Source organism: Sulfurimonas sediminis (assembly GCF_014905115.1).
Classification (GTDB): domain Bacteria; phylum Campylobacterota; class Campylobacteria; order Campylobacterales; family Sulfurimonadaceae; genus Sulfurimonas; species Sulfurimonas sediminis.
This window is the reverse complement of the sequence record NZ_CP041235.1, coordinates 998,083-1,011,952: the sequence shown is the minus strand read 5'-3', so window position 1 is coordinate 1,011,952 and position 13,870 is coordinate 998,083. Positions and strand designations below refer to the sequence as shown.

The 13,870-nt window shown below is 38.1% G+C and carries 20 protein-coding genes; 12 read left to right on the top strand and 8 right to left on the bottom strand.

Going from position 1 to position 13,870, the window contains the following annotated elements; all coding sequences use genetic code 11:
* Positions 1-99: 99 nt before the first annotated feature.
* Genes FJR45_RS05465 through FJR45_RS05460 form a run of 3 tightly spaced genes read right to left on the bottom strand, consistent with a single transcriptional unit; the run spans position 100 to position 3,016 of the window.
* Complete coding sequence (locus FJR45_RS05465; protein WP_193151712.1) at positions 100-1,398, bottom strand: APC family permease; 1,299 nt, start codon at positions 1,396-1,398, stop codon at positions 100-102.
* Positions 1,399-1,680: a hypothetical protein gene (locus FJR45_RS12445; RefSeq protein ID WP_226966486.1), complete on the bottom strand. Its 282-nt coding sequence runs from the start codon at positions 1,678-1,680 to the stop codon at positions 1,399-1,401.
* A gap of 25 nt (positions 1,681-1,705) precedes the next feature.
* Positions 1,706-3,016, bottom strand: coding sequence for a thioredoxin domain-containing protein (locus FJR45_RS05460; RefSeq protein WP_226966485.1), 1,311 nt, complete (start codon positions 3,014-3,016; stop codon positions 1,706-1,708).
* A gap of 303 nt (positions 3,017-3,319) precedes the next feature.
* Here FJR45_RS05460 and FJR45_RS05455 point away from each other — a divergent pair, with 303 nt between their 5' ends.
* The 8 genes from FJR45_RS05455 to FJR45_RS05420 all read left to right on the top strand — a co-directional run bounded on the left by FJR45_RS05455 (position 3,320) and on the right by FJR45_RS05420 (position 7,379).
* Entirely contained in the window at positions 3,320-3,673 is a 354-nt protein-coding gene (locus FJR45_RS05455; protein WP_193151711.1) for a NifU family protein, read from the top strand.
* Between the two features lies 1 nt (position 3,674).
* On the top strand, positions 3,675-4,271 hold the full coding sequence (locus tag FJR45_RS05450; protein WP_193151710.1) for a flavin reductase family protein: 597 nt from the start codon (positions 3,675-3,677) through the stop codon (positions 4,269-4,271).
* On the top strand, positions 4,271-5,011 hold the full coding sequence (locus tag FJR45_RS05445) for a sulfite exporter TauE/SafE family protein (RefSeq protein WP_193151709.1): 741 nt from the start codon (positions 4,271-4,273) through the stop codon (positions 5,009-5,011). Before FJR45_RS05450 ends, FJR45_RS05445 begins: the two co-directional genes overlap by 1 nt.
* Before the next feature lie 49 nt (positions 5,012-5,060).
* Positions 5,061-5,456, top strand: a complete 396-nt coding sequence (locus FJR45_RS05440) for a c-type cytochrome (RefSeq protein WP_193151708.1) — start codon at positions 5,061-5,063, stop codon at positions 5,454-5,456.
* Positions 5,456-6,049, top strand: a complete 594-nt coding sequence (locus FJR45_RS05435) for a hypothetical protein (RefSeq protein WP_193151707.1) — start codon at positions 5,456-5,458, stop codon at positions 6,047-6,049. Before FJR45_RS05440 ends, FJR45_RS05435 begins: the two co-directional genes overlap by 1 nt.
* Positions 6,050-6,499: a hypothetical protein gene (locus FJR45_RS05430; RefSeq protein ID WP_193151706.1), complete on the top strand. Its 450-nt coding sequence runs from the start codon at positions 6,050-6,052 to the stop codon at positions 6,497-6,499.
* Between the two features lie 11 nt (positions 6,500-6,510).
* Positions 6,511-6,951: a heme-binding domain-containing protein gene (locus FJR45_RS05425; protein ID WP_193151705.1), complete on the top strand. Its 441-nt coding sequence runs from the start codon at positions 6,511-6,513 to the stop codon at positions 6,949-6,951.
* A gap of 104 nt (positions 6,952-7,055) precedes the next feature.
* A complete protein-coding gene (locus FJR45_RS05420) occupies positions 7,056-7,379 on the top strand; it encodes a hypothetical protein (RefSeq protein WP_193151704.1) in 324 nt (107 codons plus the stop codon).
* 65 nt (positions 7,380-7,444) lie between these two features.
* On the opposite strand, the gene FJR45_RS05415 is transcribed toward FJR45_RS05420, so the two are convergent.
* Positions 7,445-7,681, bottom strand: coding sequence for a hypothetical protein (locus FJR45_RS05415; RefSeq protein ID WP_193151703.1), 237 nt, complete (start codon positions 7,679-7,681; stop codon positions 7,445-7,447).
* A gap of 120 nt (positions 7,682-7,801) precedes the next feature.
* Here FJR45_RS05415 and FJR45_RS05410 point away from each other — a divergent pair, with 120 nt between their 5' ends.
* Positions 7,802-8,086: a hypothetical protein gene (locus FJR45_RS05410; RefSeq protein WP_193151702.1), complete on the top strand. Its 285-nt coding sequence runs from the start codon at positions 7,802-7,804 to the stop codon at positions 8,084-8,086.
* On the opposite strand, the gene FJR45_RS05405 is transcribed toward FJR45_RS05410, so the two are convergent.
* On the bottom strand, positions 8,067-9,053 hold the full coding sequence (locus FJR45_RS05405; protein ID WP_193151701.1) for an ABC transporter substrate-binding protein: 987 nt from the start codon (positions 9,051-9,053) through the stop codon (positions 8,067-8,069). The genes FJR45_RS05410 and FJR45_RS05405 overlap by 20 nt on opposite strands.
* Positions 9,054-9,200: 147 nt before the next feature.
* Here FJR45_RS05405 and FJR45_RS05400 point away from each other — a divergent pair, with 147 nt between their 5' ends.
* From FJR45_RS05400 to FJR45_RS05390, 3 genes are read left to right on the top strand one after another with little or no spacing between them, the layout of a single operon-like run.
* On the top strand, positions 9,201-9,983 hold the full coding sequence (locus FJR45_RS05400) for an ABC transporter permease (protein WP_193151700.1): 783 nt from the start codon (positions 9,201-9,203) through the stop codon (positions 9,981-9,983).
* Positions 9,971-10,717: an ATP-binding cassette domain-containing protein gene (locus FJR45_RS05395; protein ID WP_193151699.1), complete on the top strand. Its 747-nt coding sequence runs from the start codon at positions 9,971-9,973 to the stop codon at positions 10,715-10,717. Before FJR45_RS05400 ends, FJR45_RS05395 begins: the two co-directional genes overlap by 13 nt.
* Positions 10,717-11,958 (top strand): NnrS family protein, encoded by a 1,242-nt coding sequence (locus tag FJR45_RS05390; RefSeq protein ID WP_193151698.1) that lies wholly within the window; start codon positions 10,717-10,719, stop codon positions 11,956-11,958. Before FJR45_RS05395 ends, FJR45_RS05390 begins: the two co-directional genes overlap by 1 nt.
* Positions 11,959-12,110: 152 nt before the next feature.
* Here FJR45_RS05390 and FJR45_RS05385 read toward each other — a convergent pair whose 3' ends face one another.
* The 3 genes from FJR45_RS05385 to FJR45_RS05375 are packed head-to-tail and all read right to left on the bottom strand — an operon-like array spanning position 12,111 to position 13,853.
* Entirely contained in the window at positions 12,111-12,764 is a 654-nt protein-coding gene (locus FJR45_RS05385; RefSeq protein WP_193151697.1) for an MBL fold metallo-hydrolase, read from the bottom strand.
* A gap of 4 nt (positions 12,765-12,768) precedes the next feature.
* Positions 12,769-13,143: a NifB/NifX family molybdenum-iron cluster-binding protein gene (locus FJR45_RS05380; protein WP_193151696.1), complete on the bottom strand. Its 375-nt coding sequence runs from the start codon at positions 13,141-13,143 to the stop codon at positions 12,769-12,771.
* Positions 13,140-13,853: a c-type cytochrome gene (locus FJR45_RS05375; protein WP_193151695.1), complete on the bottom strand. Its 714-nt coding sequence runs from the start codon at positions 13,851-13,853 to the stop codon at positions 13,140-13,142. Before FJR45_RS05375 ends, FJR45_RS05380 begins: the two co-directional genes overlap by 4 nt.
* Between the last annotated feature and the right edge of the window lie 17 nt (positions 13,854-13,870).

Sequence of the window (13,870 nt, the reverse complement as noted above, 5' to 3'; positions counted from 1 at the left end):
ACTTTAGTGCCGGCTGAGAGTGGCAAGACAATTGCAACAGCCGGCACTGAAGTACCGGTTCCAAATAAATGCTTAACTTAATGGCATTGAAGGGCACCTCTAAGAGTTGGTTTTATAGTTCCTGTTAAAAAACTGTCCTCTGACATAGCGTCCGTATATCAATTCAAAAAGCCCGGAAATAATAATAAAGCTCATAAAAATAACAACAGCCCTCGGATTCGATGTATAGGTATGAAACAACAGGGTACAAAGCGCTAAAAAGCTCAGTATCGAAGATGTTATCAAGACAAAACGATTTGCCCCTATCTCCTTGTAGAGTTTATACGCACTGATATTGACCAGCAAAAATATCAACAAAAATCCCGCACTGCCTATAATGGCAATCTCTGTCAAATCAATACTGTTTGCCAAAATCAGACTAAAAAGAGTCGTATATAAAACCCCTTTAAAAGGAACACCCGATTTTTTGCCTTCATCCATCAAAGAACGGGGAAGTTTTCCGTCTTTGGCTATGATGTATCCCAGCCGTGCATTACCGTAAATTGTAGCATTGATGGCAGAAAAAGTGGACAAAAGTGCCGCAAAAGCTACAAGCGTAAAACCCATCTGTCCCAAAGAAGGTTTTGCCGCTTCTGCCAAAGCATAGTCTTTTGCCTGCATCAACACATCTTCGGGAACATTTCCCACCGTAATTACGGCAATCAATACATACAAAGCTATTACTGTAACCACAGAAGCATAAAAAGCACGCGGCAGATTTTTGTTTGGCTCTTTTATATCTTCTGCCGAATTGGCTATAAGCTCAAAACCTTCATAAGCTACAAAAATAATCATGCCTGCTGTCACAATCGAGAGCGGTGAGCCCCAATGTACTGGTGACATTCTTTGAGGGTCAACATAAGAAGCACCGGCAACTATAACCAAAACAAGGAGAGAAACCTTAATAACTACTATAACCGTCTCGCTCTTGCCGACAAAAGAGGCACTTACCAGATTGATAACAGCAGGAATAATAATAGAAACCACAATAAGCCCGTGATGCAACCATTCGGATTTGTATGTAAAAAAAGTCTCCCCATACGAGGCAAAAGCCGTTGCGTAAAGTGAAATGGTCACAAGATAACTCAGCCACAGCATCAAATTGACACTCCCGGAGAGGATATTATCGCCAAAGGCTTTGTCTATAAAAGTAACCGTTCCGCCCTCACTTTGATAAGCTACGGAGAGTTTGGCATAGGAATATGCCGTCAGTATTGCCACAATGCCGGCTATGGCAAAAGCAACAGCCGTTGCCCCGTGTGCCAAAGAGACCGCTTCTCCCAAAACCGCAAATATACCGCCGCCTACCATTCCGCCGATGCCGATTGAAATCGCGCCCAAAAGTCCTATACTTCTCATTTATCTCCTTATAAAATCTTTATTTATTGTTTGTATGATGTTTTCTATATTTTTATCTTTTACAAAACATCTTCTTAAAGTACATGCCAAAAAATCTTTATCTGGCTTCACTTCGCTCAACACATACGGATAATCTGTTGTTTGCAGTATTTTAGCATTTTTGAGCAAATTGTCTTTTGAACTTTTCACGACGACAATTCCCAGTTTCTGCATTAAATACGCCTGTGCCAGAGCCGGTGCATTTGACTGTTCTCGTATAAGCTCTTCTTTGAGTTTGTCCATACTGCTTTGAAAGAGTTTTTCATATCTAAAAGAGGCTTTCAGTGATGCGTGAAGCCTTGTAGAGTGCTTCTATCATCATAGCGTTCCATGCCGTGTTTATTTTTGTATCTATAAAAGGGTATTTTTTCTTTTGTCTTACATGTAAGAGTGCTTTTTTGAAATATTCAAAACCGTGAGGTCGCTCTTTCGTTTCAAAGTTTAAGACTACTTTGTTGTTAAAATTACCCTCTATGCTGAATCCCAAGGTATCTTCTATCTCTTTTGTCTCAGGATTGTTTTTGAGTGCTTTGCGTATCTCTTGTGGCGTAAAGGTAAAAAATGCTCCCTCTTTGCCCCTACTCTCTGCACTGCTCGCACTCCAGTAAAGATTATGATGCAAAAAACGTCTTTTTACCATTGCTATTGTCTCTTGCACCACGTTTTTGTAGAGCTTCTTATGGCTTTTTTCATAGGCTCGTACATACAAAGGAAGCAGCTGTGCCTGATTATACAGCATCTTCTCAAAATGCGGAATTTCCCAGTTTGCATTCACACTGTATCTGAAAAAACCACCACCGATATGATCATACAAACCACGAAGCGCCATTGCATCAAGCATTGCATAAGAGTATTTTTGCAGTGTATTATCCTGGGTTACAGCCGCCAAATCCATCATCAAAGAGAGTCTCGAAGCCTCGGGAAATTTTCTGCCTGTGCCAAATCCCGCATAGACAGTATCAAAAGATTTTTTGAGAGAATTTTTGAGCGTGGTGAGTGAAACATTTGTATCTTCTGTATCTGAGTCTTTGACTGCTGTTGATACTGCTTTGTCAATTGTATCTATTTTTGTTTGAAGTGCTTTTTTATCTGTATAAAGTTGGGAGAGTTTTTGCAGCAAATCAGAAAACCCTTCGGAATAAAACTCTTTTTGCACAGGAATATACCCTGTAATGTAAAAAACCTCTCTTTGCGGAGTCATAAAAACACTCAAAGGCCAACCGCCTGTTCGTTTATGCACATGATAAAAGATGTTTTGATAGAGTGCATCAATCTGCGGCATCTCTTCTCTGTCCACTTTTACAGAGATAAAATATTTGTTCAAAAGTTGTGCAATTTTTTCATTTTCAAAAGATTCTCTCGCCATCACATGGCACCAGTGACAGGTTGAGTAGCCTATGGACAAGAACAGAGGCTTATTTTCCTTTTGTGCCAGTAAGAGAGTTTTTTTATTCCAGGCATACCAATGCACAGGGTTGTTTTCATGCTGTTTGAGATACGGTGATGTTTCATACTGCAAATCATTTTTTGCACACAATAGTGAAGCAACACTCAAAAATAAAAGAAATAAAATTTTCATATATTATTGTACAATAATGTTAGAAATAAAATACTTTTTTAGAAATCCGGATTTTCAGATGCTAAAGCGTGACTTGTGAGAAAACTAAATTTTTTTCTGTAAACTGAGTTTTTAAAGACGCACAGCCCGCACTGAAGTACGGGTTCCGGTGGTAATGATATAACTGTTTTGGAACCCGTACTTCAGTGCGGGCTGTGCGTCTTTGCTGAATTTGAGATTATTTACAGAAATATAATCATATAAACTAAGATAATCTTAATTATAAGTAACTATAATTATAAAAATACTCAAAAAGGTTTTATTATGCAGTTTTTAGATGAAGATATTTATAATGCAGTACAAAACTACCTGCCAAAAGTCAGTGAATATGTGAACTCACACGGTGGAGGTATAGAACTTCTCGGTGTAAAAGACGGTGTTGTCTACATCAAACTGACAGGTGCCTGCGGAGGCTGTTCTATGAGTCTGATGACAACAAAAATGGTCGTACAAAAAAAGTTGCGTGAACTGATTCATCCCGAACTGCAGGTTGTCAATGTCGACGGAACCCCTGAAAACGAAATGCCAAAAGATGCCTACACCGGTCCAAAGAAAGAAGAGCCAACAGTTGAAAAACACGGCTTTTTGGATAATGTAAAACATATGGTAGGACTCTAAGATGGTGGTGGATTATGCAGACAAGGCACTTACGCAGCGTTACCAGCTTATGGCGCAGACCATCATCCCCAGACCCATTGCCTGGATTTGCACGCAAGATGCAAAAGGCACTCTTAACATTGCTCCTTTTAGCTATTTCATGGGGCTCAGCTCTGAACCTCCTACAATGATAGTAAGCATTGGACATAAAAGTGACGGCAGCCAAAAAGATACACTCAAGAATCTGCGTGAGACAAAAAAGTGTACTGTCTGTATGGTTGATGAGGCACATTTAGAACAAATGCATTTTAGCTCTAAAGAGCTTGACGCAAGGCAAAGCGAAGCCGAAATTTTTGGCATTGAGACAAAAAGCATCATCAAAGATTTCCCACCAATCGTGACTGGCGTACCGAGTGCCTTTTTTTGTGAACTCTACCAGGAGATAGATCTCAAAGGATCAAAAACTATCCCGCTTGTCGTAGAGATAAAGTCCCAGTATATTGATGATACAATCATCACAGACAAAGAAAAACTCACACTTGATTATGAACCACTCGCCCGTGTCGGAAAAAGCTACGCCCTGCTCGGCAAAAGAGTCAACCCTCCAAAAATACCATAATGCATGACTATATTCTTTATGGGGCTATTACCCTGATTCTTTCTACTGTTTTTTCTATGGGAGGAGCGGGTTCGGGTATAGCACTCATTCCGGTTTTACATTTTTTAGGGCTTGATTTTACTGTGGCTAAAGCGGTTGGACTTTTTGCAGGAGCATCTACCACTGTCACATCAAGCATTATGAACATCAAACACAAAGCTGTTGAGTATGCCTTTGTCTTACCTATCGCTGTGACGATGCTCCTGTTTGCACCTCTTGGAGCGTACTCCAGTAATTTTATCAACGAAAACATTGTCAAATTTGCCTTTATGCTCTTACTTTTTTACTCTGCTACGATGATGATGTTTGGCAAGAAAAAAGCACTTTTTTCTGCCCAGTCAAAACTCACACTTTTACTTGTCGGTGCTGTGGTTGGTTTTATTGCCGGACTTTTAGGTGTAGGCGGAGGTAATATCCTCATTCCACTTTTGGCTCTGCTTGGATTTGCGCCTAAAAAAGTAGCCGTCGCTGTGAGTTTTGTCGTGCCCTTTTCAGCCCTTGGCTCCTTTTTCACCTATGCTTCATATGTTCCTTTAGGCTGGGTGCTTTTGGCTGTTATTGCATTGTGTGCCATCATCGGTGGCTACATTGGAAACTATCTTATGCACTTTAAACTCGAGCAGTCTCACATTAAAAAAATTATGGCAGCACTTTTGTATCTGCTTGCCTTTAAAATGCTTTGGCACTTAACATTCCCTTAACACTAAAATTCTATACTAACAGTAGAATTTTACACAAGGAGTTCATATTATGAAAAAATTACTTATATCTACACTACTACTCACCGGGAGTCTCTTTGCACAGAGTGCACAAGAGATTATTCAAGACAATGGTTGCCTGGCGTGTCATGCAGTTGCAAGTAAAAAAGCTGCTCCGGCATTTGCAGGAATCGGAAGGCGAAACAAACGCTTTGAAGGTGCAAATGCAAAAGAGGTGATTATGGCAAGTATCAAAAACGGCTCACAAGGGAAATACCCAAGATTTTCTGACTCTGCTATGCCTGCCTTTGCAAATCTGACACAAGAGCAGTTAAGCACTGTAGCTGATTACATCTTGTCACAATCTTCTAAAGCTAGAGGAATGGGTAAAGGTGGCGGCATGGGTCGTGGACAAGGCATGGGAATGGGAATGGGAGGTGGTATGTAATGCAGTACCCTCAATTTTTTGATACTATTGAAAAAATAGTTTTATATGATGACTTGAGCCAGTTTTTAGGTGTCAATGATGGCATACTTGATTTTTCCTACGCTGACATTGTAAAGAGTGCGGGACACAGTTGTGCAACTGTTGCGGGAGCTTATCTTATGGCATTAGAGGGATTAAAAGCACTCTATGGCGCTGAGTTGCCACAAAGAGGCTACATAAAAGTAGAACTTGCAAAAGAACCGACTGTTGAAAATACCGGTGCTGTTGGATGCGTACTCTCAAACATTACAGGTGCAACCACTGACTATGGTTTTGGTGGCATTCCAACAGGAAAATACAATCGAAGAGGCACACTTTTTTATGGTGTAGCAATGGACGCGGATGTCTGTTTTACAAGACTCGACACAAATGAAAAAGTGTATGTAAGCTATACGCCTCAAAAAGTTGTCAATCCTATGGCAATACTCAAAAGTGCTATAATGCCTGATGCAAAAGAGGAAGATATAAAAAGTTTTCCTCATCGTTTTCAAGAGATGGTAAAAACTGTTTTTGAAAACAAAGATGCAGTCATTAGTGTTAAAAAAGGATCTTAAATGCTCAAAAAATCAAAATATCTCCTCAGTGCAGCCCTTCTGGGCTTGCTTGTCAGCTTTACGCCCGCTTCTCAACTTGAAGCTGCTCCTATGAAAAAGGGTTCAAAACCTTTTTTGATTCAAAACCCTAATTTGCCGCATTTAACAATGCTTGTAAAAAAAATGTGGGATTCAAAAGAGCTTGCATTAACTCCAAAACAAAAAAAAGAGCTTTTACAGGTGCGCAAACAGACGCTAAGCAGTGTAATGGGTCTGAAGAAAAAGATTATGCCACTAGAACAAAAGATTGCCAAGCTCTCACAACAGGGAGTTGCACCACAAGAGCTAAAAAGTCTTGTAGATAAAGTAGCTTCTTATAAAGCACAGGCAACAATGACACATCTTCAATGTATTTACGATACAAAAAAGATTTTATCAAAAGAGCAGTTGAGAACTCTTTTGCACAAATAGAGGTTTCTTAGATGAAAAAGATTTTACTTATAGCGGTTGGATTATTTATTATAATTCAACTCATACCATACGGTCGAGACCATACAAACCCACCTGTCATTGCACAAGTCAAGTGGGACAGCCCAAAAACAAAAGCACTTTTTGACAGAGCCTGTGCAGATTGCCACTCCAATGAAACAAAATGGCCTTGGTACAGCAATATAGCACCAATTTCTTGGAGTATCTACTATCATGTAGCAGAGGGGCGTGAACATTTCAATGTCTCTATGTGGGGTGTACAGAAAAAAAACAAAGGTGATGAAGCGGCCGAAGAGGTTGAAGAGGGAGAGATGCCTTTGGCGTCTTACTTAATAGCACATCCAGAGGCAAGACTTACAAAAGAAGAAAAACAAGCACTTATTGCAGGACTTAAAAATACTTTTGGCAGTGAAAAAGATAAAGATGAGGAGTAATTTCCCCCTTAACATTACGCTAACAAACATATGATAAAGTTATCACTGTGGACAGTAAGGAATGATTTTTGCTTACTGTCTAACTCTAAAATAAAGGATACACTATGCAAGTCAACTCAAATGGCGCAATGCAACAGATGCAGATGCAAATGAGAAAAATGGACGGCACAGGTGGTGGTCAGGGTAATGGTGGCATGAAAGATATTATGCAATCATTATCTCAAGAGGACAGAACTGCTCTCAAAGAAAAAATGAGTTCTATGGATCAGACACAAAGAGCTAATCTGATAGCACAGATGAAACAGGTAGATGCTTCTACTATGGACTCACAACAATACACACAAAGCTTGATGGATATTTTAAATCAGGAAACAACACAAAAGCAAACAACAAATACAGCAAATTCAACTTTTTCTGTATATGCTTAAGTTTCTCCCGGCTTTTTATGTAATAGCACTTGTTTGAGTGCTATTACATTCGTTAGAGAGAAAAACTATTTTTTCTTTTTTTGAGCTTTTTTCTTTGCTTTGGATTTGGCTTTCTTTTTATCAGCTTTTTTTGCTTTGGTTTTTAAAACCTTTTTTTTCATGACTTTTTTTGCTTTTTTCTTTGTATCTTTTTTCTCAGCTTTCTTTTTTTCGGCTTTTTTCTTTGCCTTTTTCTTTTCAGCTTTTTTTGCAGCAGTTTTTGCCAACTTTTTCTCTAACTCTTTTTTTGTATCTTTTGCCATTGTTCGACCCTTTATGCAGTTTTTTCATTACCATTAGTAATAAATTATAGCTATTATATATGATTTCAGACTACATGTCAATAAAATATAGAGTTAAGCTATAAAAGACTATACTTTTACATGACATTTATAGAATTTAAAAAACTACTTTTAGATGCGGAGATTAGCCTTCCAAAATTTTCAAAGCTTATAAAAGTCAGTGAAAAAAATATACAGGCATACAAAAAAAAAGGTGAAGTTCCTAATGCAATAGCAGTAGTAGCGCAATGCTTTGCAACCATGCACCAGAACCATATAGACTACAAAGAAATTATCACAGCCCTTGAACTTAAAGCAAAAACAAAAAAAGGTGCAGGGTTTGCAAAAACAAAAAAATTAGATTTATCTACTCACTCTTCGGACTAAAATAAAAACCATTCTGTGGTAATTTACCACCAATAGTCTTAGGATTATTATTTTTTAGAATTTCAAAGAAAAATTCCAAATCTTTTTGTGCATCTTTTGCATTAACATCATTCAATTGAACATAATCCAGACTGTCTGCTACAGCTTCAGGCATCAGCATTGGAATATATTTATGAACCAACTCTCCGGCTTCTTTGGGATGTGTTTTGTACCACTGAAGCGCTTTTGCATACTCCTCATTGAAACGTTTTATGAGATATGGATCTTTTTTGCCAATAACCGCCATGCCGGCCTGTGGAATTTTGGCTTCAATATGAAAAACTTTTCCCCACTCTTTTTGCAAATCTGCACTTCTGTAAAGGTCAGGCGCTATAAGTTTCAATGGAAAAGAGTTTGTTTTTCTCAGTGCCATAGAGATGGCAGGTTCAGCCAAGAGCGCATGATCGACTCTGCGCATTATAAGCATCTGCATAGCATCTATCGGTGAGTTTACATAGCGCAGTGTAAAGTCTTTTTTCGGATCAAGTCCCTCTCTTTTTACAATCTCTTCAAAGACAATGTCAGGCATATCGGCACGAAACGGCATAGCTATCTCGCATCCTTTAAAATCACGAAGAGTTTTTTTGGTTTTATCACGCGTAATCATTCCCAAAATTCCCCACACGGAAACATTAAGCAGTTTGATATTTACACCTTTGTTATACAGATTGGCAGCCACATTAGTCGGGATTGCTATAAAGTCAGCACTGCCGCGAAGTGTGAGAGCACGCAATTCATCAGGTGATTTCCACATAATAAATTTGACATTTTCAGCTACATCATTTAATGCACCTGTTTCAATCATTCTTAAAAGCGGGTGACTCACAGATGCCATTGGACCGCTTAAAACCAAAGTATCTACTTTTTTTATCTCGTTTGCCTGTAGAAAAAGTACGAAAGAAATTGTCAGTAATATTTTTTTAATCATAATAAAGTCTCCTTACTTACACTGATTTATAGATTTTATCAGAAAAAACTTTAATCATAACTGAATTTGATAATTACTTTCATTATAGTTATTTTAAGCTTAATTATTATACACTTTAATATTAATTATCATTTAAAGGAGTATTGTTTGAAATTCTTTCTCAAAATTTTAAAAGATTTTCCGGCTTACCTATGGAGCGGATGGGGTGCAGTTGCTTCCATTCTGCTTTTTACAGCCCTGTGGGATGTCGGAAATCAGGTATATGGAAATTTAGTGCTTCCTTCTCCGCTTGAAACATTTAAGACTCTTTATGCCATGTTGCATGACAAGGAGGTGTGGGAACAGATTGACATCACCCTCTACCGCGCTTCTGTTGGCTTTGGACTCTCTTTGTTGTTTGGTTCTGCTTTGGGTCTCATCGCCGGTTTCTTTGCAACGGCGTCTATGATGAGTCGTCCGGTTGTAACCATACTTGTAGGCATGCCGCCAATTGCCTGGATAGTTTTGGCAATGATTTGGTTTGGAATGGGAGATGAAACAGTTATTTTTACCATTATAGTTGCTTCTTTTCCCATTATATTTGTAGGTGCCCTGCAAGGAACTCGTACACTTGATGGTGCTTTAAAAGAGATGGCTGAGAGTTTCCATCTTCCATGGCACATGAAGTTTACAGATGTCTATTTTCCTCATATTTTTTCTTATATCTTCCCTGCTTGGGTTAGCGGACTTGGTATGGCATGGAAGATTGTCATCATGGCAGAGTTACTTGCAACAAGTGACGGGCTTGGTGCTTCGTTGGCAGTGGCAAGAAGTCAGTTGGATACACCAACGGCATTGGCACTTGTAACCATAATGATAGGTTCGCTGATGTTTATCGAGTATATTATTTTAGAACCTATTAAAAGAGAGGTGGAATTATGGAGAAGTTAGAAGTAAAACATTTAACACACCATTTTGGATTTACTGAGATTTTAAGAGATATTAATTTTACTCTTGAAAAAGGAAAAATTCTCTCTATCGTAGGTCCAAGTGGCGGAGGAAAAACAACACTGCTGCATCTTTGCTCCGGACTTTTAGATGTTCAAGAAGGTAGCGTTGTCAATAGCTTTACAAGTTCCTCTTTTGCATTTCAAGAAGGAAGACTGCTTCCATGGAAGAATGTAATAGACAACATTGCCCTTGGACTTTTGGCAAAAGGTGAAAAAAAGAAAACAGCCCTGCAAAAAGCCAAAGCAATAGCATTAAAATTTGGACTTGAAGAGGATGATTTTGAGAAGTTTCCAAAAGATTTAAGTGGCGGGATGAAACAGAGAGTAAGTTTTGCAAGAGCCTTGGTTGTCAAGCCATCACTGCTATTTTTAGATGAACCTTTTTCGGCTTTAGATATTGGTTTGAAAAAAGAGTTGCAAACGCATCTTATTCAAATAAGCAAAGAGGAAAATATCTCCATACTTTTTATCACCCACGATATGATGGAAGCAATTCGGTTGAGCGATGAAATACTCCTGCTCAAAGCTGACCCAGGGCATATAGTCAAAAAATTTAGCTTTGAAGTGCCGCAAGAAAAGAGAGATGATGTTTTTGTTTACGAAGAGAGTGCCAAGATACTTCAAGATAAAGATATTATAGAAACATTTGAATTAAATACACTGGAGCTCAGTTAATGCAAACGCAAGAAGAGAAACTACACGCAACAAATCACTATCTATATTACCCGAATGAAGAGAATATTCCACCCTATTTGGCATATGGCTTCCGTCCAATATTTTTACTTTTGGCCCCTTACTTTATTATATCTATGGTGCTATGGGGACTTGTTTGGAGTGGGTATTTAAACATTCCTTTTATGGATAATGTACTTATTTGGCATGTATATGAGATGCTTTTTGGGGTACTTACTGCTGGAGTCATGGCATTTTTAACAACCGGTTTACCGGAACTCTTCCCCGGAATGGTACCTTTTGTCGGCAAACGGCTCAAATATATCATGCTTTTATGGATAGCCGGACGCGTGAGCTTTTGGTTTATAGATATCACAGGTGTCTATCTTGCTGCATTACTAAATCTTGCCATGCTTGCCTGGCTTATCTGGTTTGCAAAAGATGTTGTACTAGACAAGCTCCAAAGACATGCTTCTTTAGGATATATTTTAGTCATCATTTTTGGCATAGAGGTGTGGTTTTTCGCTTCAATGCTTGGGCGGAGTGAGAGTGATGCTTTAAGCATTTTAAAAGTGGCACTTGGAGCAATAGTCATACTGATACTTTTAGCACTGCGCCGTGTCAATATGGAAGCAGTCAATGAATTGATGGAAGACAAAGGAATAGATGACATCTATGTATCACGCCCGCCACTGACAAATTTGGCTATTTTTAGTGTAGCGCTTTTTAGTATTGTTGAATATTTATACCCGACAAACTCTGCACTTGGCTGGATAGGTCTTGCAACAGGTGCGGCGATACTCGCTATTACAAGTGATTATAATCTCAAAGAAAAGTTTATTTTAAATCAGCCTTATGTTATTTATCTTTTTAGTATTTTTATTCTACTTGGTTTGGGCTACGCCATGATGGGTTGGAGTATTTTATTTAATGATGGTGTGGGTGTCTCAAGCTTTAGACACTTTATAACAGCCGGTGGACTTGGACTCTCTTACCTGATGGTTATGATAACGATAGGGTGGATTCATACAGGAAGACACCTTACATCAAATACCTACACCCATTTGATAGTCTTTTTTATCATTGCAGCTACTTTTATGAGAGGTTTGATACCTTTTTATGAAGCCTATGCAATGCAACTCTATTTATGGTCTGCTGTTCTTTGGAGTGTTCCGTTTATGCTTTATATCAAAGTGTTTTTCAAGTTTTTACTCAGCCCAAGAGCCGATGGAATCAAAGGCTAAAAGGATTTATGGTTCAATATTGCACTCTGTGTTAAGTAAGAGACTTGTGCAATATTACCATTTTCAAGCAAATAGTTCATCACTCTGAAATTCTTTATTTTGTATAAATTAATTTACAAAAACGCCACTAATTACTCAATATGTCAAACAACTTATACAAATTTTTCAGCTAAAAATAACTCTATCGCCCTATTTCCACTGCAGTGTGTTGGTTTTGCACATCTAACACCCATAGATTTTAAAGCTTGTATGGTTGCAAGAATTTTTGCATCATCACTACCAAGCAGATGAAAACCACCTTGTACGCATTGTATATCTTTACCTATAACTTCACGAGCAACTTTTGTAATGTTCTCTATACCAAAATGTCCACATCCTGTGACAACTGTTGCAAAATCAGTATCAAGAATGAGCGATTGTTCTGGCATCTCTTCACCTAAAAGCCCCGTAGTGTATAAATCTCCAAATAATTTTTGTGGTTTTTTTCCACATACAACCACATCTTTTACTAAGCTCTTTAAATCTTTTATGAGATGTTTGGAGAGAGATGAGGGAACAAACAGTGTCACATTAGGGTTAATTTCTATGATGCTGTCAAGCCCACCTATGTGATCCCAATGAGAGTGCGTGATAAAAACATACTCCAGCTCTTGCACATCCACACCCAGCTCTTTCATATTTTGAAGTAAAACACGACCGTTACTTCCCGTATCAAGCAGAAGTTTATACTCCTTAAAATAGGCACTGAAACCCCACAATGAGCGGCAGGTGTCACATACTTTATAGTTATCAAATAATATTTGCATTTTTTTAAATAGCACCACTTAAAAAGTTTTTTACAACTTCATCAGCTGTTTTACCATGTTTTTGGCGTATCTTTTTTACTTTTAAGCCTATAGATTCAAGTGCTTCTTTCATATTTTCACCAACTGCCTGCACTAAAATGATATCACAGTCTTTTAAGGCTTCGACATCTTTTCTATGAGAGTTTGTATGCGCTTCATGCCCCATTTTCGAATGGTCATGTTCCTCATGTTCTCTATGTGCATGATGCCCTCCATCATGGTGTTTGTTTGCTACAAAGCCCTCTAATTTATCATCATTATATATTGCGAAATAGGCACTTTGCCCTGTTCTTTTGACTATTGTCTTTTTATCTTCATCTACTGCTAAAACTATTTTCATCTTTTAATCTCCTTGTTTGATTTTGCTATCCATGCACTTAAAGTCTCAATATTTTTCTGAGAAATTCTTTTTCCAAAAGCCGGCATAACAGCCCCTCTGTATCCTTGCCATTTTCCTTTGCTTCCACTTTTTAGACTTTTTGCAATTGCTGAAATATTCCCTTCATAATGTTTGGCAATTTTTTTGAATGATGGTCCTACTAACTCTTGATTTATTTTATGACAGCTCAAACATCCGTTTTGCAAAGCCAAACGTTCGCCTTTTGGCATTTTTGCAAGTCTGTTTTGCAGCGCCTGTGCTTCAGTCAAATTTTTCAGAGTAAAGTGCGAAAACATATATTCCGCTATTGCCTGGAGTTCATCCTCTGTTACTTTGCCCTTTTGGGATGGCATGACACCATATTCCTGAAGACTTTTTTTGTCACAAAAAGATTTTGAAGCACTGGGATTGATCACATAGTCTTTGACAAACTCTATAGATTTTGGAATCTTGTCACTCTCACTGCTTGCTTTGATAAAATCTTTTATATGAAATGCAACCGCCATCATCGGCGGTGCTTTTTCATCCTGAAAAGTTTTTGGAGGCAGGTCAATATTATGACACTTGCTACATTTTTGCTCTAAAAGTTGTTTACCGTTAAGATTTGAATGAGATTTTTGTTCACATGCAGTAAAAAACAGTATACTAATTAAAAACATATATCTATACATTAAGTATCCTTATGATT

What these genes read in the sequence shown, in the direction of transcription:
- FJR45_RS05375 (WP_193151695.1), bottom strand. Translation starts at nt 13,853, where the DNA reads ATGTATAGATATATGTTTTTAATTAGTATACTGTTTTTTACTGCATGT.
- FJR45_RS05385 (WP_193151697.1), bottom strand. Translation starts at nt 12,764, where the DNA reads ATGCAAATATTATTTGATAACTATAAAGTATGTGACACCTGCCGCTCA.
- FJR45_RS05425 (WP_193151705.1), top strand. Translation starts at nt 6,511, where the DNA reads ATGAAAAAGATTTTACTTATAGCGGTTGGATTATTTATTATAATTCAA.
- FJR45_RS05395 (WP_193151699.1), top strand. Translation starts at nt 9,971, where the DNA reads ATGGAGAAGTTAGAAGTAAAACATTTAACACACCATTTTGGATTTACT.
- FJR45_RS05445 (WP_193151709.1), top strand. Translation starts at nt 4,271, where the DNA reads ATGCATGACTATATTCTTTATGGGGCTATTACCCTGATTCTTTCTACT.
- FJR45_RS05420 (WP_193151704.1), top strand. Translation starts at nt 7,056, where the DNA reads ATGCAAGTCAACTCAAATGGCGCAATGCAACAGATGCAGATGCAAATG.
- FJR45_RS05450 (WP_193151710.1), top strand. Translation starts at nt 3,675, where the DNA reads ATGGTGGTGGATTATGCAGACAAGGCACTTACGCAGCGTTACCAGCTT.
- FJR45_RS05435 (WP_193151707.1), top strand. Translation starts at nt 5,456, where the DNA reads ATGCAGTACCCTCAATTTTTTGATACTATTGAAAAAATAGTTTTATAT.
- FJR45_RS12445 (WP_226966486.1), bottom strand. Translation starts at nt 1,680, where the DNA reads ATGGACAAACTCAAAGAAGAGCTTATACGAGAACAGTCAAATGCACCG.
- FJR45_RS05460 (WP_226966485.1), bottom strand. Translation starts at nt 3,016, where the DNA reads ATGAAAATTTTATTTCTTTTATTTTTGAGTGTTGCTTCACTATTGTGT.
- FJR45_RS05415 (WP_193151703.1), bottom strand. Translation starts at nt 7,681, where the DNA reads ATGGCAAAAGATACAAAAAAAGAGTTAGAGAAAAAGTTGGCAAAAACT.
- FJR45_RS05410 (WP_193151702.1), top strand. Translation starts at nt 7,802, where the DNA reads ATGACATTTATAGAATTTAAAAAACTACTTTTAGATGCGGAGATTAGC.
- FJR45_RS05405 (WP_193151701.1), bottom strand. Translation starts at nt 9,053, where the DNA reads ATGATTAAAAAAATATTACTGACAATTTCTTTCGTACTTTTTCTACAG.
- FJR45_RS05465 (WP_193151712.1), bottom strand. Translation starts at nt 1,398, where the DNA reads ATGAGAAGTATAGGACTTTTGGGCGCGATTTCAATCGGCATCGGCGGA.
- FJR45_RS05440 (WP_193151708.1), top strand. Translation starts at nt 5,061, where the DNA reads ATGAAAAAATTACTTATATCTACACTACTACTCACCGGGAGTCTCTTT.
- FJR45_RS05430 (WP_193151706.1), top strand. Translation starts at nt 6,050, where the DNA reads ATGCTCAAAAAATCAAAATATCTCCTCAGTGCAGCCCTTCTGGGCTTG.
- FJR45_RS05380 (WP_193151696.1), bottom strand. Translation starts at nt 13,143, where the DNA reads ATGAAAATAGTTTTAGCAGTAGATGAAGATAAAAAGACAATAGTCAAA.
- FJR45_RS05455 (WP_193151711.1), top strand. Translation starts at nt 3,320, where the DNA reads ATGCAGTTTTTAGATGAAGATATTTATAATGCAGTACAAAACTACCTG.
- FJR45_RS05390 (WP_193151698.1), top strand. Translation starts at nt 10,717, where the DNA reads ATGCAAACGCAAGAAGAGAAACTACACGCAACAAATCACTATCTATAT.